18 protein-coding genes are annotated in these 20,374 nt (G+C 52.0%); 4 read left to right on the top strand and 14 right to left on the bottom strand.

What is annotated here, in order from left to right:
• Positions 1–53 precede the first annotated feature (53 nt).
• From miaA to H6B30_RS09665, 12 genes are all read right to left on the bottom strand, one after another.
• Positions 54–974, bottom strand: a complete 921-nt coding sequence (gene miaA / locus H6B30_RS09720; RefSeq protein WP_205110053.1) for a tRNA (adenosine(37)-N6)-dimethylallyltransferase MiaA — start codon at positions 972–974, stop codon at positions 54–56.
• Positions 974–1,744: an acyl-ACP--UDP-N-acetylglucosamine O-acyltransferase gene (gene lpxA, locus H6B30_RS09715; RefSeq protein WP_205110051.1), complete on the bottom strand. Its 771-nt coding sequence runs from the start codon at positions 1,742–1,744 to the stop codon at positions 974–976. Before lpxA ends, miaA begins: the two co-directional genes overlap by 1 nt.
• Positions 1,745–1,755: 11 nt before the next feature.
• Entirely contained in the window at positions 1,756–3,141 is a 1,386-nt protein-coding gene (locus tag H6B30_RS09710; protein ID WP_205110049.1) for a bifunctional UDP-3-O-[3-hydroxymyristoyl] N-acetylglucosamine deacetylase/3-hydroxyacyl-ACP dehydratase, read from the bottom strand.
• A 9-nt stretch (positions 3,142–3,150) separates the two neighbouring features.
• On the bottom strand, positions 3,151–4,182 hold the full coding sequence (lpxD, locus tag H6B30_RS09705) for a UDP-3-O-(3-hydroxymyristoyl)glucosamine N-acyltransferase (RefSeq protein ID WP_205110046.1): 1,032 nt from the start codon (positions 4,180–4,182) through the stop codon (positions 3,151–3,153).
• 50 nt (positions 4,183–4,232) lie between these two features.
• Entirely contained in the window at positions 4,233–5,453 is a 1,221-nt protein-coding gene (locus H6B30_RS09700; RefSeq protein ID WP_205110044.1) for an HD domain-containing protein, read from the bottom strand.
• 387 nt (positions 5,454–5,840) lie between these two features.
• Complete coding sequence (gene pyrF, locus H6B30_RS09695) at positions 5,841–6,662, bottom strand: orotidine-5'-phosphate decarboxylase (protein ID WP_205110042.1); 822 nt, start codon at positions 6,660–6,662, stop codon at positions 5,841–5,843.
• 22 nt (positions 6,663–6,684) lie between these two features.
• On the bottom strand, positions 6,685–7,797 hold the full coding sequence (gene prfA, locus H6B30_RS09690; protein WP_205110040.1) for a peptide chain release factor 1: 1,113 nt from the start codon (positions 7,795–7,797) through the stop codon (positions 6,685–6,687).
• A gap of 5 nt (positions 7,798–7,802) precedes the next feature.
• Positions 7,803–8,975 carry an AIR synthase-related protein gene (locus H6B30_RS09685; protein WP_205110038.1) on the bottom strand — a complete coding sequence of 391 codons (1,173 nt, stop codon included), beginning with the start codon at positions 8,973–8,975 and terminating at the stop codon, positions 7,803–7,805.
• Positions 8,976–9,022: 47 nt separating this feature from the next.
• Positions 9,023–9,775 carry a shikimate dehydrogenase family protein gene (locus H6B30_RS09680; protein ID WP_205110036.1) on the bottom strand — a complete coding sequence of 251 codons (753 nt, stop codon included), beginning with the start codon at positions 9,773–9,775 and terminating at the stop codon, positions 9,023–9,025.
• 11 nt (positions 9,776–9,786) lie between these two features.
• A complete protein-coding gene (ubiE, locus tag H6B30_RS09675; RefSeq protein ID WP_205110034.1) occupies positions 9,787–10,521 on the bottom strand; it encodes a bifunctional demethylmenaquinone methyltransferase/2-methoxy-6-polyprenyl-1,4-benzoquinol methylase UbiE in 735 nt (244 codons plus the stop codon).
• Between the two features lie 41 nt (positions 10,522–10,562).
• Positions 10,563–11,510, bottom strand: a complete 948-nt coding sequence (locus H6B30_RS09670; protein WP_205110032.1) for a phosphoribosylaminoimidazolesuccinocarboxamide synthase — start codon at positions 11,508–11,510, stop codon at positions 10,563–10,565.
• A complete protein-coding gene (locus H6B30_RS09665) occupies positions 11,488–12,483 on the bottom strand; it encodes a PhoH family protein (protein WP_205110030.1) in 996 nt (331 codons plus the stop codon). The genes H6B30_RS09670 and H6B30_RS09665 overlap by 23 nt, the downstream gene beginning before the upstream one ends.
• A 263-nt stretch (positions 12,484–12,746) precedes the next feature.
• On the opposite strand from H6B30_RS09665, the gene H6B30_RS09660 reads away from it, so the two are divergent.
• Entirely contained in the window at positions 12,747–13,505 is a 759-nt protein-coding gene (locus H6B30_RS09660) for a DUF5715 family protein (protein WP_439116966.1), read from the top strand.
• A gap of 165 nt (positions 13,506–13,670) precedes the next feature.
• Here the strand turns inward: H6B30_RS09660 and H6B30_RS09655 are convergent, their stop codons facing one another.
• Positions 13,671–15,878 carry a sodium-translocating pyrophosphatase gene (locus H6B30_RS09655; protein ID WP_205110028.1) on the bottom strand — a complete coding sequence of 736 codons (2,208 nt, stop codon included), beginning with the start codon at positions 15,876–15,878 and terminating at the stop codon, positions 13,671–13,673.
• A gap of 98 nt (positions 15,879–15,976) precedes the next feature.
• A complete protein-coding gene (locus tag H6B30_RS09650; protein WP_205110026.1) occupies positions 15,977–16,771 on the bottom strand; it encodes a hypothetical protein in 795 nt (264 codons plus the stop codon).
• A gap of 495 nt (positions 16,772–17,266) precedes the next feature.
• Here H6B30_RS09650 and H6B30_RS09645 point away from each other — a divergent pair, with 495 nt between their 5' ends.
• Genes H6B30_RS09645 through H6B30_RS09635 form a run of 3 tightly spaced genes read left to right on the top strand, consistent with a single transcriptional unit; the run spans position 17,267 to position 20,168 of the window.
• Positions 17,267–18,541 (top strand): replication-associated recombination protein A, encoded by a 1,275-nt coding sequence (locus H6B30_RS09645; RefSeq protein ID WP_205110024.1) that lies wholly within the window; start codon positions 17,267–17,269, stop codon positions 18,539–18,541.
• Positions 18,542–18,561: 20 nt separating this feature from the next.
• The gene (locus H6B30_RS09640) at positions 18,562–19,515 is read left to right on the top strand and encodes a D-2-hydroxyacid dehydrogenase (protein ID WP_205110022.1); all 954 of its coding nucleotides are present in this window, start codon (positions 18,562–18,564) and stop codon (positions 19,513–19,515) included.
• Positions 19,515–20,168 carry a trimeric intracellular cation channel family protein gene (locus H6B30_RS09635; RefSeq protein WP_205110020.1) on the top strand — a complete coding sequence of 218 codons (654 nt, stop codon included), beginning with the start codon at positions 19,515–19,517 and terminating at the stop codon, positions 20,166–20,168. The genes H6B30_RS09640 and H6B30_RS09635 overlap by 1 nt, the downstream gene beginning before the upstream one ends.
• Positions 20,169–20,374: the final 206 nt, after the last annotated feature.

The following is a 20,374-nucleotide window of genomic DNA, read 5'->3' as shown; positions in this document are numbered from 1 at the left end:
TTTGCAAAAGTCAAAACAGCGTCTTACTGCATTACTTTTATTCTTTGTCCTGTTCATATTTGAGAAATGTATTGCATTATAGCGTCTTTGTCGTCAGGGTTATACCAATGGGCATCGTCGTACTTTTTAAACCACGTCAGTTGTTTCCGTGCATACCGCCTTGTGTTGCCCTTTATGCGCTCGACAGCCTCGTCGAGCGTGTATTTGCCTTCGATGTAAGCGAAGAGTTCCTTGTATCCGACAGTGTTTAATGCGTTTGAATCCTTGAAAGGATAGAGGGCCTTGGCTTCATCGAGCAATCCCGCATCCATCATTTTGTCTACTCGGTCATTTATTCTCGTATATAATTCTTCACGCGGGCGGTTCAACACAATCTTTACCACATTGAAATTGCGCTTCTTTGTCACGCTTGTTCTGAATGAAGAATAAGGTTTTCCGGTTTGTATGCATATCTCCAAGCCATGCAAAACACGGCGGACATTTCTTTTGTCTACTATTTCATAGTATTGTGGGTCAAGCTTTTCTAACTCTTTGCACAAGGCATCCAAGCCTTCTTTTTCCAGACGTTCTTTCATCATTGAGCGTATACCGGCTTCGATGGTGGGGATGTCATCGATGCCGTTGCAAACGGCATCGATGTACATCATGCTCCCTCCTGTCATCAGGGCTTTGGCTCCGTGTTTGGCACCAAGGGCTTCATGTCCTTGCCTGAAGAGCCTGCCTAACAAACTGATTACATCTTGCTCGTACATGGCGGCATTATAGTAGTCGGCGAGTTTCAGGTTACCGATGAAGTAATGCCTCACCGCCTGCAGTTGCTCAGCGGTCGGGGCAGCTGTGCCGATGCGCATACCATCATACATTTGCCGTGAGTCGGCGCTTATGATCGGTATGTTGTACTTGCTGGCAATCTCCAAGCATAACTCTGTCTTACCAACAGCTGTTGGGCCTGTGACTACTATTAGCGTGTCCATTACCTGATTATTCCGCGTTTGGAATTCTCTATGAACGTGCAGATATATTCTACTTCTTTTACTCCTGGATACTTTGCGCGTGCCTCCTGAATGCCATCTTTGATTATGCCGTTGGCATAAATGATGCGGTAGGTGTCGTGGATTGTTTCTATAGCCTCATTGCTAAACCCTCTACGACGTAGCCCTATGATGTTTATTCCGCAGTATCTTGTGGGCTCTTTTCCTGCAATTATGAATGGAGGGATGTCTTGGCTGAAGCGGCAACCGCCCTGAATCATGACATAACCTCCTATCCGGCAGAACTGATGGCACAGCACTGTTGCGCTGATAATGGCATTGTCGTCAATGACCACCTCGCCGGCCATCTTGGTGGAGTTGCCCATTATCAAGCCGTTGCCTATGACACAGTCGTGGGCGATGTGCACGTTTTCCATGAGCAGGCAGCCTGAGCCAATGGTTGTCTTGCCCTTGCTGGCAGTGCCGCGGCTTATGGTGACGGTCTCCCTGATGCTGTTGTTGTTGCCAATCTCACAGAGAGTATCTTCACCTTTGTATTTCAGGTCTTGCGGCTTTGTGCTTATGCTTGCCCCCGGGAAGAACTCATTGTTGTCGCCAATGCGTGCCCCTGTGTGTATGGTAACGCTGTTATAGAGCTTGTTGTTGTTGCCTATAACCACATTCTTGTCGATAAAGCAGAACGGTCCGATGACATTGTTGTCTCCTAATTTAGCTTCCGGGTCAACGAAAGCCATTGGGCTTATTATGTTCATGTGCTTGGTGCTTATTTGTTCTTAACGATTTGGGCCGTGAAAGTGGCTTCAACGACAACGCGCTCTCCCACGAAGCCGTAGCCCTTCATTGACGATACGCCATGGCGCACAGGGGCGAGCAAGTCGACTTTAAACAGCAGTGTGTCGCCCGGAACGACTTTCTGGCGGAACTTGACGTCGTCAATCTTCATGAAATATGTCGACCAACGCTCCGGCTCATCAACCGTGTTGAGTACCAACAGTCCGCCACATTGCGCCATCGCTTCAATCTGAAGGACACCCGGCATGACAGGTTCCTGCGGGAAGTGGCCCTGGAAGAACGGCTCGTTGCTGGTGATGTTCTTGACGCCAACGATGCTTGTTGCGCCGAGATAGATGACTTTGTCGACAAGCTGCATGGGATAGCGGTGGGGCAGTAGCTCCCTTATCCTGTTGATGTCCATTATAGGCTCCTCGTTCGGATTGTAAATAGGTGCCTGTATCTCGTGCTTGCGTATGTCGCGACGCATCTGGCGTGCAAACTTGTTGTTGATGGTGTGGCCGGGCCTCGTGGCTATTATGCGTCCTTTGATGGGCTTTCCTATCAGGGCCATGTCGCCTATAATGTCAAGCAGCTTGTGGCGTGTGCATTCGTTTTCCCACACCAGGGGCTTGTGCTGTATGTAGCCAAGCTCGGTGGCGTCGCGGTGCTCTACATGGAGCATGTCGGCCAATTTGTCAAGTTGCTCTTGTGAAATCTGCTTTTCGTATATGACGATGGCGTTGTCAAGGTCGCCACCCTTGATGAGACTTGCCTTAAGCAGCGGCTCAATGTCGCGTACGAACACAAATGTGCGCGCAGGGGCAATCTCCTTCGAGAAATCCTCGACCTTGTCGAGAGTTGCAAACTGGCTGTTAATGAACTTTGAGTTGAAGGAGCACATGGCCGTAAGGCTGAATTCGTCGTCGGGCAAGATTGTTATGCACGAACCGCTCTCTTCGTCTTTTACTTCAATCTTTTTTCTGATCACGTACCAGTCTTTCGGGGCGTTCAGCTCCTCTATGCCGACCTCGTTGATTTTGTCAATGTACATTGCGGCGCTGCCGTCGAGGATGGGGAATTCCGGCCCGTTAACCTGTATGAGGCAGTTGTCTATGCCCAGTGCATAGAGCGCTGCAAGTCCGTGTTCAACTGTAGACACCCTCACATCGCCTTTGCCAAGCACGGTGCCACGTTGCGTATCGACCACGTTTTCAGCCACAGCGTCGATGGTTGGCATGCCCTCAAGGTCGATGCGTTGTATTTTATAACCTGTATTTTCGGGAGCCGGGTTGAATGTAACCGTCAGACTGAGTCCTGTATGCAGCCCTTTGCCACAGAGCGAGAAACTGCCCTTCAGCGTCATCTGTTTCATCATACGTTGATTTTATTTGTTTTTTAGTTCATCTACTTGTTTCTTCAGTTCATTTATCTCTTTGTAAAGTTCAGGCAATTTGCGGAAGATGGCCTGCGACTTGAAGTAAGCCTTGGGTTCCATCGGCGGCGTACCGATGAGCGTCTGGTTGCCTTTGATGTTGCCGGGAACTCCCGACTGGGCGCCAAGGAATGTTTTGTCGCCAATATGAATGTGCCCGGCTAAGCCCACCTGGCCGCCGAACATGCACCAAGCTCCAACTTTTGTGCTGCCGGCTATGCCCACTTGTGCAGACATCACCGTATTCTCGCCAATCTCGACATTGTGAGCCACTTGTATCAAGTTGTCGAGCTTAACGCCCTTGCGTATCACCGTGCTGCCCATGGTTGAGCGGTCTATGCAGGTGTTGGCGCCTATCTCTACATTGTCTTCAATCGTGACAATGCCTATTTGGGGTATCTTGTCATAGCACTCGGTGTTGGGGGCGAAGCCGAATCCGTCGGCGCCTATCACTGCGCCGGCATGCACCACTACATTGTTGCCAAGCTGGCATCCCTGGTATATCGTGACATTGGGATATATTATGCATCCGCTGCCCACCGTGACCCCGTCGCCAACCACGGCATGGGGGTAGATTTGGGTGCCGTCGCCTATGGTGGCGCCGTCGCCTATGCAAGCAAAGGCACCAATGTAAACGTCGTTGCCGACTGTTGCCGACGGCGAGATTGATGCCAGCGGGTCGATGCCTTTCTTCTTTGGCTTGGCCGACTCGTACAGTTGCAACAGCTTGGCAACGCACTCGTAGGCATTGTCTACCCTGATGAGTGTGGCCTTTACGGGCTTGTCAAGCTCCATGCTGTTGTCTATCAGCACTATGCTTGATTCTGTGTCATAAATATAGTGAATGTATTTGGGGTTGGAAAGAAACGATATCGCTCCCGCCTTGCCCTCTTCAATCTTGGCAAAAGTATTGACGGTGGCATTGTCGTCGCCCTCCACTTTTCCGCCGATGTAACTTGCAATTTGTTTCGCTGTAAATTCCATCTTAATAGTTATATTGGCCTAATTAATTCTGCAAATATAGCAATATTTATTTAGATACGTTGATAACAGAGGTAATATTTTCTTATTTTTTTAGAAAGCAGCTCGACATTGAGCAGTTCGGAAGCCTTTGAAATGTCTTTGGTTGTTCCGTCGTCATACATTATGGTTATGTTGTCGTCGTCCATGTCGTACATGTCTTTCTGTATTGTGTTGACCACGACAAAGTATTTGGAGTCATTCTTGTCGATGCCAAGGTGGCCGCTTACATGTTGTGATATTTCTTCAACATATTCTTCACTGAACGGGGTGTCGCTTACCTCGACCTTGAAGATGTGCCGGTTGACCATGTTGTCGGCAAGGGTCGACAGAATCTTGTCGTCATGGTGCATCCACACCTTCAGGGCGCACCATATGTCATTGTCGTCGAGTTCGCGATAGACATCAATCGTTTCCGGGTGTTCGTCGAACCATTTGGCATCAACGTCATTGTCGAGAAAGAACTTCAATGACGGCGGCGCAAACACAGTGCAACCGCTGCGTGCCAGGGCCTTGGCCCTGTTGAGGGCGCTGATGAGCACGCTCTCGTAGCCGACGGCTGTCTTGTGGAGATAGACTTGCCAGTACATCAGCCTGCGCGAGGTGAGGTAGTTTTCTATTGAAAATATGCCTTTGTGCTCCACCACGAGGTTGTCGTCATGCACGTTCAGCATCTTTATTATGCGCGCACTGCCGATGTTGCCCTCGTTGACACCTGTAAAGAAACTGTCGCGCCGCAGGTAGTCGAGCCTGTCCATGTCGAGCTGGCTGCTGATGAGTTGGTGCAGGTAGTTCTTGGGGTATTCGTTCTTGAATATCTTTATGGCCAGGTTAAGCTGGTCGCCCAGCTCATGGTTTATCTTTCCCATCATCATCAGCGATATCTCTTCGTGGGATATGCCCTTGAACAGTGTGTGTTCAAGCACATGGCTGAACGGGCCGTGCCCTATGTCGTGCATCAGTATTGCCGCCTCGACGGCCTCTGCCTCGCTGTCGAAAATGAAGTTGCCCTTTTGCCTCAGTGTGGCAATGGCCTCGCTCATCAAGTGTAACGCCCCTATCGAGTGTTGGAAACGTGAATGCCTTGCCCCCGGATAGACCACAGAAGCCAAGCCGAGTTGGTTTATCCGCGTCAGCCTCTGCATGAGCGGATGCTGCACTATGTTGAGAAGCAGTCCGCGCGGAATCTTTATGAACCCGAAAACAGGGTCGTTGATTATCTTGTAGTCGTTCATGTGGGTTATATGTTCAAATCATTCCTTGTGCCTGCACCGTCGGCAGGATTGCCGTATGCCGCCACTTGGGCCATGCTTGCCAGCGGCTGCCGCTACCGCTCCATGCAGGCATGTGGGGCGCATTTTTCGTTACAAAAGGGTGGGGCATGGGCCCCCGGCTGTTGTAAGGCAAGCCGAAACAGGCCATATTGAATCGTGAAACGGGCTGTATGAGGTGGCCGCAAGGGCCATTTCGGCACTTAACGAGGGCCCGTTTGTAAGTAGTTGTAAATGATATCGTTATCGCGCTTGTGCCATTCTTTCCTTTTGCATTACAAAAGAAGGAGTCGGCAGGCTCCTTCTTTTGTCGCATGTCTGATCAATGTTGGTGCAGGCTAATGCTGCCGCTCACAGCCGGGCCAGCTCCGTTTCCATCTCTGCCTGCAGCTCGCGGGCCTTTTCGGCAGCCGTGGCCGCAAAGTCCTCGCCGCTGCCCGCATATATTATTCCCCTCGATGAATTCACCAGCAGGCCGCAGTCTTTGGTCATGCCGTATTTGCACACCTCCTGCAGACTGCCTCCCTGGGCGCCAACGCCGGGAACGAGCAGGAAGTGGGTGGGGGCCACCTTGCGTATGTCTTCAAACATCCTGCCCTGGGTTGCGCCTACCACATACATCATGTTCTGGTCGTCGCCCCATTTTTGCGAGGTCTTCAGCACGCTCTCAAACAGACGCTCTCCGTTGGCAAAGGGTGTCATCTGGAAGTCGTGCGAGCCCTTGTTGCTTGTCAGTGCAAGCAGTATCACCCACTTGCCTTCGTAGGTGAGGAACGGCGTGACACTGTCTTCACCCATGTATGGCGCCACGGTCAGGGCGTCGACATCATACTCGCCAAAGAATGTCCTGGCATACATGGCCGAAGTGTTTCCTATGTCTCCGCGCTTGGCGTCGGCAATGATGAAGTGGTGGGGGTATGATTCCTTGATGTAGCCCACCGTCTTCTCGAATGAAGCCATGCCTTTCAGTCCTGCCGATTCGTAGAATGCAAGGTTGGGCTTGTATGCCACACAGTAAGGTGCGGTTGCGTCGACAATGGCTTTGTTGAATGCAAATATAGGGTCGTCGTCTGCCAGCAGATGGCTTGGAATCTTGCTTATGTCAGTGTCAAGGCCGACACACAAGAATGTCTTTTTCTTGAAAATCTGCTCTGTCAGTTCTTTTCTGTTCATGGCGTTTGTCGGATATTGATGTTTATAGTTCGTTGTCTTTCATTCGCTCAGCGTTTTCGGCAACAGTCAGTGCATCGATGAGTGCCTGTATGTCGCCGCCCAAAAATCCCTGCAAGTCGTGGGTGGTATATCCAATCCTGTGGTCGGTGACACGGCCTTGCGGAAAGTTGTAAGTACGTATCTTTGCGCTTCTGTCGCCTGTCGACACAAGCGTCTTGCGGCGGTTTGCTATGTCGTCTATGTATTTCTGGTGCTCGCGGTCATATATGAATGTGCGCAATCTCGACAGGGCGCGCTCCTTGTTCTTGGGTTGGTCGCGCGTCTCGGTGCACTCTATCAGTATTTCCTCCGTCTCGCCGGTATTCGGGTTCTTCCACGGATACCGCAGCCTGACACCCGATTCCACCTTGTTGACATTCTGTCCTCCTGCGCCCGAGCTCCTGAATGTGTCCCACTTGATGTCACCTTCGTTTATGTTCACTTCAAACCGGTCGGCTTCAGGGAGCACGGCCACAGTGGCTGCGCTGGTGTGCATGCGTCCCTGGGTCTCGGTGGCCGGCACGCGCTGCACGCGGTGCACACCAGACTCATATTTCAATGTGCCGTAAACGTTGTCGCCGCTGACGGCAAAGTCTATTTCCTTGAATCCGCCGACAGCCCCTTCACTGACACTCGTTATGGCCAACGACCAACCTTTTGAGTCGCAAAACTTCTTGTACATCTGGAACAAGTCGCCTGCAAACAAGGCGGCCTCGTCGCCTCCCGTACCGGCCCTTATTTCCATTTGCACGTTCTTTGCGTCCTCCGGGTCTTTGGGAACAAGGGCCATCTTTATCTCATCTTCAATTTTCGGCTGCAGCGCTTCGTTTGCCGAGAGCTCCTCCCTGGCCATCTCCTTCATTTCTGGGTCGCTCTCGTTGGCCAGTATGTCTTTTGCTTCGGCTATGGAGTTAAGGCACGCCACGTAACGCTTTCGGGCATCCATGATGTCGCCCAGTTCCTTGTATTCGCGTGTGAGCTTGACGTATCGTTCCTGGTCGGCAATGACGGCAGGGTCGGTGATGAGCGTTGCCACCTCCTCGTACCTGCTCACCAATCCGTCAAGTTTCTCAAGTATGCTATTGTTTTCTGGCATATATGTCAGTCGTATTCAAATGTTCCAAACTCGCTCTTTATCGTAAGGCTCTTCCTTCCCTCTTCGATATGGCCCACCACCTGTGCCTCTATGCCGAACTGCCGGCTTATTGAGATGATGTCGTCTGCAAGCTCTTCGCTTACATATATTTCCATCCTGTGCCCCATGTTGAACACCTTGTACATCTCCTTCCAGTCGGTTCCGCTTTCTTCTCTAATGATGCTGAACAATGGCGGTACGGCAAACATGTTGTCTTTCACCACATGGCAGTTGTCGCCGACAAAGTGCAGGACCTTGGTTTGGGCCCCTCCAGTGCAATGCACCATGCCGTGGATGTCGTGGCGGTGCTTGTCGAGTATCCTCTTAATGACGGGGGCGTAGGTGCGCGTTGGCGACAGCACAAGCTGCCCGGCGTCGACATCCAGGCCGTCTATCCTTTGGTCCAGGTGGTAGTGGCCGCTGTACACTAGGTAGGACGGCACCGCATGGTCGTAGGTCTCGGGGTATTTCTCTGCCAGGTATTTAGCAAACACGTCGTGGCGGGCGCTTGTCAGTCCGTTGCTTCCCATGCCGCCGTTATACCTGTCTTCGTATGTGGCCTTGCCGAAAGAAGCCAGTCCGACAATGACGTCGCCCGGACGGATGTTGGCATTGTTTATCACGTCGCTCCGCTTCATTCTGCATGTCACCGTGGTGTCTACGACGATGGTGCGCACAAGGTCGCCCACGTCGGCCGTTTCGCCTCCGGTTGCGTATATTCCGATTCCCATCTCCCTCATCTGCTTGAGCAGTTCGTCGGTGCCGTTGATGATTGCCGAGATTACTTCGCCCGGCACGAGAATCTTGTTGCGGCCGATTGTGCTTGACACTAATATGTTGTCGACGGCACCGACACACAACAGGTCGTCGGTGTTCATTATGAGTGAGTCTTGCGCAATGCCTTTCCAAACTCCGAGGTCGCCAGTCTCTTTCCAATATGCGTAGGCCAACGACGATTTTGTTCCGGCCCCGTCGGCATGCATTATGTTGCAATATTCAGGGTCGCCACCCAGTATGTCGGGTATTATCTTGCAAAATGCTTGCGGGAAGATGCCCTTGTCTATATTCTTTATCGCGTTGTGAACATCTTCCTTTGCGGCGCTGACACCGCGCATCATGTATCGGTTGCTATTCTCCATATACCTTAATTTGTGTATTGTTATTTGTCGGCCGGGCCGGCTTATGGTCAGTCCTGTTCCTTGCCGTGCCAGAAGTCCCAGCTGGCAAAGGCCTGCAGCAGCAGCATCTCGAGCCCGTTCTTTGTGTTTGCGCCATGCTCGGCACCTTTCTTCATGAACAAAGTGGTGTCGGGATTGTATATCAAGTCATATAGGATTGTACGGTTGTCCATGGCTTCGTAGGGCAGTTTGGGGCACTCTTCCGTGTGGGGATACATGCCGCACGGAGTACAGTTGACTATTACGTTGTACTCCTTTATTATGTCGGGTGTTATGTCCTCATACTGAATGGTGCCCGGACGTTGGTATCTGCTGACAAACACTGTTTCCAGGCCGAGGGATTTCAACCCGTAGTCCACGGCTTTTGAGGCGCCCCCCGTTCCGAGTATCAATGCCTTCTTATGGAATTTCTCAAGCATTGACTCTATGCTCTTGGTAAATCCAATCACATCGGAGTTATAGCCTTTCAATCTGCTTTTGCCGCCTTCCCTTGTCACCTTGATTACATTGACAGCCCCGATGGCCATAGCCTCCTGGCTTATGGCGTCGAGGAAAGGCATGACTTTCTGCTTGTATGGGATTGTCACGTTGAGCCCGCGCAAGTCAGGGTTAGAATCAATGACTTCCGGGAGCAAGTCGATTGTGGGTATCTCGAAGTTCTCATAAACAGCATCTATCTTCTCGTCGATGAATTTCTGGTTGAAATAACTTATTGAGAACGAATGTACGAGCGGATACCCTATGAGGCCATATTTATCCATAACGTTGTTGTTTATTTCTTAGCCATGTACATGGTGCATATACCAAAAGTCAGTCGCTTGAACGACGCAGACGTAAAGCCGGCGCCCTTGAGTATGCCAATCATAGTCTCCCCCTGTGGGAAAGCCTCTATCGTGGCCGTCAGGTAGCTGTATGCTTTGTCGTCCTTAGAAATCATCCTTCCGTACATCGGGAGGATTGTGTGCGAATAGACGCGGAATAGTTGCTTCATTGGGAAGCTCACCGGGGTGGTGAGTTCGATGATGCACAACACGCCGCCTTTCTTCAGCACACGTTGCATCTCTCTCAGTCCCTGTTCCAAGTCCTCGAAATTCCTGATGCCAAAGGCTGCCGTGACGGCATCGAAACTTTCATCGCCAAACGGCAAATGCATGCAGTCGCCCTTTGTGAAAGATATTGTGCCGTCCAAGCCTTGTTGCTTCACCTTGTTGCGGCCTATCTCCATCATGCCTTCGCTCAGGTCTATCCCGACAAGTTTCGACGGGTTAAGCATCTTTGCGGAGAGTATAGCGAAGTCTCCCGTGCCTGTTGCAACGTCGAGTATTGTGCCGGGGGCGTAAGGCTTAAGTTGCGATATGGCCTTGCGTCGCCAACACTTGTCAATGTCCCATGACAGGCGGTGGTTGAGGGCGTCGTAAGAGTGGGCAATCTGGTCGAACATCTGTTCGACCTGTTTGCCCTTGCTCTCACGTCCGCTATACGGCTTTATCTCCTCTTGTCTGTACATTATTATATACGGGAATGTTTGGAAAGGGGTGCTGAGCCTGCTTATCTTGTCTTGAGATAAGCGCTCACGTTCTTTTCTATGCGTGCGGCAATATCACCTTCTTCGGCAGCTTTGTCAAACTTCTCGCCGGTGATATGCTCGTAAAGCTCAATGTACCTGTCGCTCACGCTTGCAGCGTATTCGTCGGTAATCTCAGGCATTTGCTGTCCGGGTTCGTTCATGAAGTTGTGCTCTATGAGCCATTGGCGTACAAACTCCTTTGACAGTTGGCGCTGTGGTTCGCCTTTCTCAAATTTCTCCTCGTACCCGTCGGCGTAGAAATAGCGGCTTGAGTCGGGTGTGTGTATCTCGTCGATGAGGTATATTTTGCCGTCTCTCTTGCCGAACTCATACTTAGTGTCAACCAATATAAGCCCTTGCCTGACAGCTATTTCCTGGCCTCTGTTAAAGAGTTTCCTTGTATAGTCTTCCACAACGGCATAGTCTTCGGCGCTCATAATGCCCTGTGCAATGATCTCTTCCTTTGATATGTTGAGGTCATGGCCTTCGTCGGCCTTTGTTGTCGGGGTTATTATGGGTTCAGGGAACCTCTGGTTCTCTTTCATGCCCTCAGGCAGCTTGACGCCACAAATCTCCCTGCAGCCTTTCTTGTATTCGCGCCATGCCGACCCTGTCAGTATGGAACGGATAATCATTTCGACACGAAACCCTTCGCACTTTAACCCAACAGTCACCATAGGGTCGGGCGTTGCAAGTTTCCAGTTTGGGCAGATGTCGCTTGTAGCGTCAAGGAACTTGGCTGCTATTTGGTTAAGAACTTGCCCCTTGAATGGTATGCCTTTGGGGAGTACTACATCGAAAGCTGAAATTCTGTCCGTAGCCACCATGACCATCAAGTCATCGTTTATATTGTACACGTCGCGTACTTTGCCGTGATAAACACTCTTTTGGCCTTCAAAATGGAAATCAGTTTTTGTTAATGCTTTCATTGTTGCTATTTTTAAGTTTCGTTTCTTTGTTCTCTTTAGCCTTGTCAAACGCCTCGTAAGCGTTCACTATCCGCGTTACGAGCTTGTGGCGAACGATGTCTTTCTTGTTGAGTGTCACGACCCCGATGCCTTCGATGTTCGACAGTATGTTGAGCGCCTCTTTCAGTCCGCAAGACTGTTCGCGTGGCAAATCTATCTGTGTCAAGTCGCCGGTGATTATCATCTTGGTGTTCCATCCCATTCGCGTCAGGAACATTCGTATCTGTGCCGGTGTGGTGTTCTGCGCTTCATCCAATATGACCACGGCGTCGCTGAGTGTCCTTCCGCGCATGAACGCAAGCGGGGCGATTTGGATTATGTGCTTCTCCATCATGTCCTGCAGGCGCGCCGCCGGTATCATGTCTTCCAGTGCATCGTATAGTGGTTGCAGGTAAGGGTCAATCTTGTCTTTCATGTCGCCGGGCAAGAACCCCAGTTTCTCGCCGGCTTCGACGGCAGGCCGGCTGAGCACAATCTTCTTGATGGCCTTCTCCTTCAGCGCCTTTACTGCCAAGGCTATGCTGAGATAGGTCTTTCCCGTACCGGCCGGCCCTACGGCAAACACCATATCGTTTTTGTTGTAGGCATCTATCAGCCTCTGCTGGTTTTCGCTGCGCGCTTTCACCGGTCTGCCACTTACGCTATATACTAACACCCCTTCGGGTATCTCGTCTTGGGTCTTGTGGCCATTGACTATGTCAAGGATGTCTTCCGACCGCAGAGAGTTGAATTTTATGATGTGCTTGCGCATTGCCTCGATGTTATCTTCAAAGGCGCACATCTGTTCTTCGTCGCCCAGTACGCGTATGACATTGTCGCGTCCTACTATCCTAAGCTTAGGGAAAAGCGCCTTGATCATCTGCAGGTGAACGTTGTTCACGCCGTAGAATATCACCGGGTCAATGTCCTCAAGTACGATATGTTTCTCTATCAATTTTATGCTTCCTTTATTTCCATCTGCAAAATTACAGAAACTTTTTAATATCTTGCTATTTTTTATTCTCTTTTTAATGCGCAACGGTGTCATTGCCGTTAAAATGAATCCATCCGGCAAGTTTTGTCCGGTGCATTAATATGGTGTATGCTATTTTTGCCCCAACCATAATTTCAATTGGAATAAAAATGTTATCTTTGCACGGTAAACAATGGTTTGAGCAACTGATGAAGGTTTCTAAAAACAGATATCTACTTGGGTTTATGAGTGTTGTGGCCGTGCTGGCTGTTGTCCGTTGTGTTTTTCCGGATGTCGCCAAGCCAAATGCGGGCGATGCCCATGGGCAGGTGGACGAGCCGGCCGACAGCGTGGACGCAGTGGTACGGGCCGACACAATGACAAATGTAGCCATAGCCAGGCGGTATTTGAGGCCGGACGGCACCCCGGTGAAAAACAGGATTTACAGCGTTCCTTCGTTCCGCGAGACATTTCCGGACAACAACGACGTGCAGCTTGTGGCGGCAAGGCACAATGGTGTGCCGCCGGTTACCAACCGCGCTGAAGCGGAGCACAGGATGGAAGAGCTTGTGTATGTGGGCAGCAATCCCTATTTTTATGTAGACAAGTTGAACAGCAGCATACCTTACCTTGTGCCAAAGGCGGCTATTCTGTTGCAGGATATAGGCAGGGCTTATTTCGACAGCCTTTACATCAAGGGGATACCGTTGCACCAGATAATAGTGACGAGCGTTCTCCGAACCAAGGAAGACGTAAGGAAACTGAGGACAAGGAACGGCAATGCAACCGAAAACAGTTGCCATTTGTATGGAACCACTTTCGACATCTGCTACAATCGATACAAGACAATAGAAGACCCTGATGGCCCTGAGCGCCGGCAGGTGCGTAACGACACGCTGAAATGGGTGCTCAGCGAGGTGTTGCGCGACTTCAGGGAGAGGGGCCGTTGCTACATCAAGTATGAAGTGAAGCAGGGCTGCTTCCACTTGACGGTAAACAAATGACACAGCCGCTTCTGTCTGCCATGCCTTGGTAGGCTGCGTGGATTGCGCCATTCAGGATGCCACGTCATATCCGCATTGGCTGTCAATAGGCTTGTTACATAAAGAAATGGCAATCCCCCTCGTCGCCAGAAACAACATGTATGGTGCGAGGGGGATTGTCTTTTGTTATTGCTTGATGCATGCAACCGTAAGGCCGGCCATTACGATGCTCACCATCGACATCAGTTTGATGAGGATGTTCAGCGACGGACCGGATGTGTCTTTGAACGGATCGCCCACGGTGTCGCCCACAATCGTGGCCTTATGGCATTCGGTTCCCTTACCGCCGAAATGCCCTTCCTCCACCATCTTCTTGGCATTGTCCCAAGCTCCGCCCGAGTTGGCCATGAATACAGCCAGTGTGAAGCCTGTGGTCAGACCGCCAACAAGCAGGCCCATTACACCGCCAACGCCGAGCAGCACGCCTACGACAATTGGGATGATGATGGCCAGGAGGCTCGGGAAAACCATTTCGCGCTGCGCCGAGCGTGTGCTTATCTCCACACAGCGGCCGTAGTCGGGCGTGGCCTTGCCTTCAAGTATGCCTTTTATTTCGCTGAATTGTCTGCGCACTTCGTTGACCATAGTCTGGGCGGCCCTGCCAACGGCGCCCATTGTCAGGCCACAGAACAGGAATGCCGCCATGCCACCGATGAAGGCTCCCACCAGCACCTTGGGGTTCATGAGGTTGACCTGGAAGAAATCCATGAAGTCTATCATGTTGGCAGTAGACGGGTTGAACATGTTGCCGGCATTGTCGATGAAGGTCTGGCCTTCGTTTACAGCGCGCTGCATGGCTATTTTTATCTCCTCGACATAAGAGGCGAGCAGGGCGAGAGCGGTGAGCGCAGCACTGCCAATGGCAAAGCCCTTGCCGGTTGCGGCGGTGGTATTGCCCAGAGCGTCGAGCGCGTCGGTGCGTTGCCTTACCTCTTCGCCCAGTTCGCTCATCTCGGCGTTGCCGCCGGCGTTGTCGGCAATGGGCCCATAAGCATCGGTAGCCAGCGTTATGCCAAGCGTTGAGAGCATGCCCACGGCGGCGATGCCAATGCCGTAGAGGCCTTTCGAAATGCTTTCTGCACTCATGGAGAGGTCGAAGTTGTTGGCGAAAAGATAGCTCAGCATTATTGCCACAGATATTGTTACCACCGGAATCATGGTTGATATCATGCCCGTGCCTATTCCCTTGATGATTACCGTTGCAGGGCCGGTCTGCGAAGCCTCGGCTATCTTCTGCGTAGGCTTATAGCTATGGCTTGTATAATACTCTGTAGCCTGGCCTATCACCACGCCGGCGGCAAGTCCGCTCAGCACCGAGAACGAAACGCCAACCCAGTTTTCAATCTGCATGAGGTAAAGGATGCAGAACGTAGCTATGGCTATGAGCACTGCCGCCACGTTGGTTCCGAGGCTCAGCGAGTGGAGCAGTTCCTTCATCGTCGCGCCTTCTTTTGTGCGCACAAGATATATTCCGAGCAGCGACAGGAATATGCCCACGGCGGCAATGATCATCGGTGCAATGACGGCCTTGAGCTGCATGTCGGCATTGATGGCAAAGGCCGTGGCGCCGATGGCAGCCGTGCTCAGTATGCTTCCGCAGTAGCTTTCGTACAGGTCGGCTCCCATGCCGGCCACATCGCCCACGTTGTCGCCCACGTTGTCGGCAATGGTGGCCGGGTTTCGCGGGTCGTCCTCGGGTATGTTGGCCTCAACCTTACCCACAAGGTCGGCGCCCACATCGGCTGCCTTGGTATATATTCCGCCACCCACACGGGCGAACAGCGCCTGGGTCGACGCTCCCATGCCGAATGTAAGCATCGTGGTCGTTATAGTGACAAGGGCCATGTGGTCGCCGCTATAGAAATAGCTGAGCACTATGAACCACAAGGCAATGTCGAGCAGGCCCAGTCCCACCACGACAAGTCCCATGACAGCTCCGCTCCTGAAGGCAATCTTAAGGCCGCGGTCGAGCCCAGAGCGTGCGGCGTTGGCAGTGCGTGCCGATGCGTAAGTGGCTGTTTTCATGCCGAAGAAACCGGCAAGGCCGGAGAAGAATCCGCCAGTGAGGAATGCAAAAGGCACCCATGGATTTTGAACGTGGAGCACGTAAGCCATAAATGCGAAGATGAGAGCGAGCACGATGAATACGAGCGTCACAACTTTGTACTGCTGCTTCAGGTAAGCCATGGCACCGCGTCTCACATGACCGGCAATCTCTTTCATCCTTGCCGTTCCTTCTTCTTCTTTCATCATCTGGCGGAAGAAGACCCACGCCATCCCGAGTGCACATATTGATGCCAGCGGGATAATCCAAAATACCGATGGAATGTTCATAATAAGTGAATGTTTTAAGTTATTGGGTATGTTCTTTCTAAAGGTAGTATTTCACACGGGCCGGACTGTTGCCGGCCCGTGTTGGCGTATGGTTAGGCTTAGTCTTCGGGGTCAAAATCTGACAGGTCGCCGGCTTCTTCGTCGGGGTCGGCCTCAATGTCGAACGTCGTCCGATAGTTGTCTTCGTTGATGTCGTCTTCGTCAAACATGTCCGGGTCATCGGGCTCATCGTCATCTTCGTCCATGTCGTCGTAGTCGTCTTCCGGTATCTCGTCTTCGTCCTTGCTTTGGAATTGCAGGCGCGGTTTCTCCATCTCGGGCTTGGCCTTCGCGAAAATGGCCTCTACCCATGTGCCTTTGGCTATCTCAAGCACCTCGTAGCCGTCGGCCACCTTCTTGTCGAACATGCCGCCGGGCTTATGGAGCCTGTCTTTGGGGAGCGTGGTCGTAGAGATGTCGAACCCGCTCTCGATGATGTCTTTGATGCTCTGCGACAATGATTCCCATCCGCCGCCGAAGTTTCTGTCGAGCACCTCCATCAGTTTGGCGGCGGAGATATGGTGTATGTTCTCGTAGGTCAGGTCGGTCACGCGCATGATCGGGCGCTTTTTCACAGCCCAAACAGTAGTTGAGTTGTCGTCGAGTCTGATTTGCCCGACCTTATAGCCCATTTTTTCATATTTATTCTTTATAGGGGCCGAGTCGTCTTTTATTTCCTCTATGGTGAAAGCTCCGCGCATCAAGTCTGTGTAATGCCGCAGATTGTCTTTCATGTCGACATCTTTGTCGATGCCATCAAGCATTCGGAAAATGTCGTTTTCCTGCAAATCCCAAACGTTGTTTTTGGTCAATGTCTTTAGAGTGAGTGCCTTTTTAGCTCCTGATTGTTTCATTGTCTGTGTTACTGTATGGTTTTTGATGCTGCAAATGTAAATACTTTATTTGTCATGTACAAGTTTTTGCTTGAAATTTTTTTGTTCTCCCGCTACCCCGTCGCAGAGCTTTGCCGGTGGCGTCTACACGTGAGCGGGGCGGGGCAGGGCGGTAACATAACTTTACACAGACCGCGGCCACCATCCGCAAGGCAGTCGCCACCGGCCAAAACGGCTTGTTCGGCACCCCCATACGTGCTGTTTGGGCCGTCGAAACGACCCTCGCCGGGCGGCTTAATCGTGCCGGTGGCAATACATTGTGGCACAGCGCGTTATGCAAGTGGCCAGAAAGTGGGGCGCCAATCGCTTTTTATTACTTTACTCATCAGTGGCTGCTGTTCTGCCACATGGTTTCAGCAAGCTTGCCGATGGCAAGTTGTCACATGTTTTTAGCGTTTTTTTATATTCTCATGCTGCTTATAATTCGATATAAATTATTACCTTTGTAGACAGATTATGTCACAACCATTAGCTGAGAGATTAAGGCCTCGCACCCTCGATGAATACATAGGGCAAAAGCATCTTGTAGGAGAAGGTGCCGTGCTGCGCAAGATGATTGACGCAGGGCGGGTGCCGTCGTTCATTTTATGGGGCCCGCCGGGCGTCGGGAAAACCACGCTCGCCCAGATAATAGCCAACCGGCTCGACACGCCCTTCTTCACGCTCAGCGCCGTCACCAGCGGCGTTAAGGATGTGCGTGAGGTCATCGACAAGGCCGGCCGCAGCCGTTTCTTCGACTCGGCCTCGCCAATATTGTTCATCGACGAGATTCACAGGTTCAGCAAGTCGCAGCAAGACTCGCTGCTCGGGGCAGTGGAGAAGGGGGTGGTAACGCTCATCGGCGCAACTACCGAGAACCCGTCTTTTGAAGTAATAAGGCCATTGCTGTCGCGCTGCCAGCTATATGTGCTCAAGCCGCTCGACGAGTCAGACCTGATGGAGCTCGTCAACCGAGCCATAACAAAGGACGTGGAGCTGAAGCAACGGAAGATAGAACTGAAAGAGACGGGGGCCATGTTTCGATACAGCGGCGGCGATGCGCGCAAGCTGCTCAACATACTTGAGCTTGTGGTTGAAGCCTCGCCGACCGACGAGGTGGTCATCACCGACGACATTGTGGTCAATCGCTTGCAGCAAAACCCGCTGGCTTACGACAAGGACGGAGAGATGCACTACGACATCATCTCTGCGTTCATCAAGAGCATACGCGGAAGCGACCCCGATGCGGCCCTGTATTGGCTGGCGAGGATGATCGAAGGGGGCGAAGACCCCAAGTTCATCGCGCGCCGCCTGGTGATAAGTGCCGCCGAAGACATAGGCCTGGCAAATCCCAACGCGCTGCTTTTGGCTAACGCCACCTTCGACGCGGTGATGAAGATAGGGTGGCCCGAGGGAAGGATACCGCTGGCGGAAGCCACCGTCTACCTGGCTACGAGCGCAAAGAGCAACTCTGCCTACCTTGGCATAGACAAGGCCTTGGAGGTGGTAAGGCGCACAGGCAACCAGCCCGTGCCGCTACACTTGCGCAACGCACCGACAAAGCTGATGAAAGACCTGGGCTATCATGACGGATACAAATATCCCCACGACTATCCCGGCAACTTCACCCGGCAGCAGTATCTGCCTGACGCTCTCGGCCGTGAACGCTTGTGGCATGGCCAGCACAATCCTCACGAGGACAAGCTAATCAAGAGGATGATTGATTGCTGGGGAGAACGATTTATGGAATAACGCTAATTTTATTTTTGAAGATGAAGATTGTTGTTTTGGATGGACACACGGTCAACCCCGGCGATTTGTCTTGGGGTGAGCTTGAAATGATGGGCGAGGTGGTGGTATATCCGCGCACCTCTGCCGATGAGTTGCTGGAACGGAGCAAGGATGCCGACGCCCTGCTTACCAACAAGGTGGTAATCGACGCCGATGCAATGGGCAAGTTGCCAAACCTGAAGTATATCGGGGTGTTGGCCACAGGATACAATGTGGTTGACATTAAGGCTGCCAAGGAGCACGGTGTGTGCGTCACCAATATCCCTGCATACAGTACTGACAGTGTGGCCCAGATGGTGTTTGCCCACATTCTGAACATAACCAACAGTGTGGCCCACTATGCCGAGGCCAACCGCAAGGGGCGCTGGAGCAGCAATGCCGACTTTTGCTATTGGGACACCCAGCTGACGGAGCTGGCTGGCAAGACGATTGGAATAGTCGGGCTTGGGCATATCGGCAAGAAAGTGGCGCGCATAGCCCGCGACTTCGGCATGGATGTGTTTGCTTGCACAAGCAAGCATTCGGCCTCGTTGCCCGACGGCATACAGAAGACTACGCTGGAAGGGCTTCTCGGTGTCAGCGACATACTTACCTTGCACTGCCCGCTCAACGACGACACAAGGGAGATGATAAACGCCGAGACCATAAAGAGGATGAAGCACGGGGCTATACTTATCAATACCGGCAGGGGGCCGCTTGTCAACGAATATGATGTGGCCTGCGCCCTGAAAAGCGGCCAACTGGGCGGTTATGGCGCCGATGTGATGTGCCAGGAACCGCCGGCAGCCGACAACCCGCTGTTTGATGCGCCTAACGCTTTCATAACTCCTCACGTGGCATGGGCCACTCTCGAGGCCCGTGGGCGATTGATGAAGACGGCCGTTGAAAACATAAAGGCGTTCGCCAACGGTGATCCCATCAATGTGGTAGGGTGATGAACGACGACGTTACCATAGCCACTGCCCAGCAACTCATCGAGTTTCTGGGTACTTTTGCCTTTGCCATCTCCGGCATCAGGCATGCGGCGGCCAAGCATTTCGATTGGTTTGGCGGCTACGTGTGTGGCATTGCCGTGGCCATTGGCGGCGGTACGATACGCGACGTTATGCTCGGGGCAACGCCGTTCTGGATGACAAATCCCATATATATTATATGTACGGCTTTGGCATTGTGCATGGTGATACTGTGCTCCAAGCGCATGGAGCGGCTCCAGAATGCCTGGTTTGTGTTCGACACCTTGGGCCTGGCGCTGTTCACCATAGCCGGCATACAGAAAAGCCTCGACTATGGGCAGCCGTTTTGGGTTGCAATAATAATGGGGTGCATCACGGGTTCTGCCGGTGGGGTGATACGCGATATCTTGCTCAACAACGAACCCGTGATACTTCGAAAAGAGATTTACGCCATGGCAAGCGTCGCCGGCGGCTTTGTATATTGGGGGCTGTCGGAGCTGGATGTGGCCATACAGCTGACAGCCCTGCTCAGTTTCGTCATCACATGTGCCATCAGGTTTCTTGCCGTAAGGTATCATGTGTCGTTGCCACAGCTCAAGACCGACGACGAAATCAACAGAGTTGACAATGGTTAGTGCCATTGCCAACTCTGTTGTCATTTTTGTTCTGCTTTCTTGCTTTCGGCTGTTTGCGGCTTCTTTTTCCTCCTGTGTTTCTTTTTGGGCTCCTGTTTCTCCTGTACGCCCTTGTCTTCTGTTGGTTTGGGCCTGCTCTTTTTGCCTTTCTTTTTCCTGTCGCCATGCCTGTTGCCCTTGCCGTTGCCGCCGCTCTTCTTGGTCGT

The sequence above is a fragment of the Marseilla massiliensis genome (assembly GCF_016899955.1).
Classification (GTDB): domain Bacteria; phylum Bacteroidota; class Bacteroidia; order Bacteroidales; family Bacteroidaceae; genus Prevotella; species Prevotella intestinigallinarum.
This window is presented reverse-complemented; position numbering and strand designations above follow the sequence as displayed.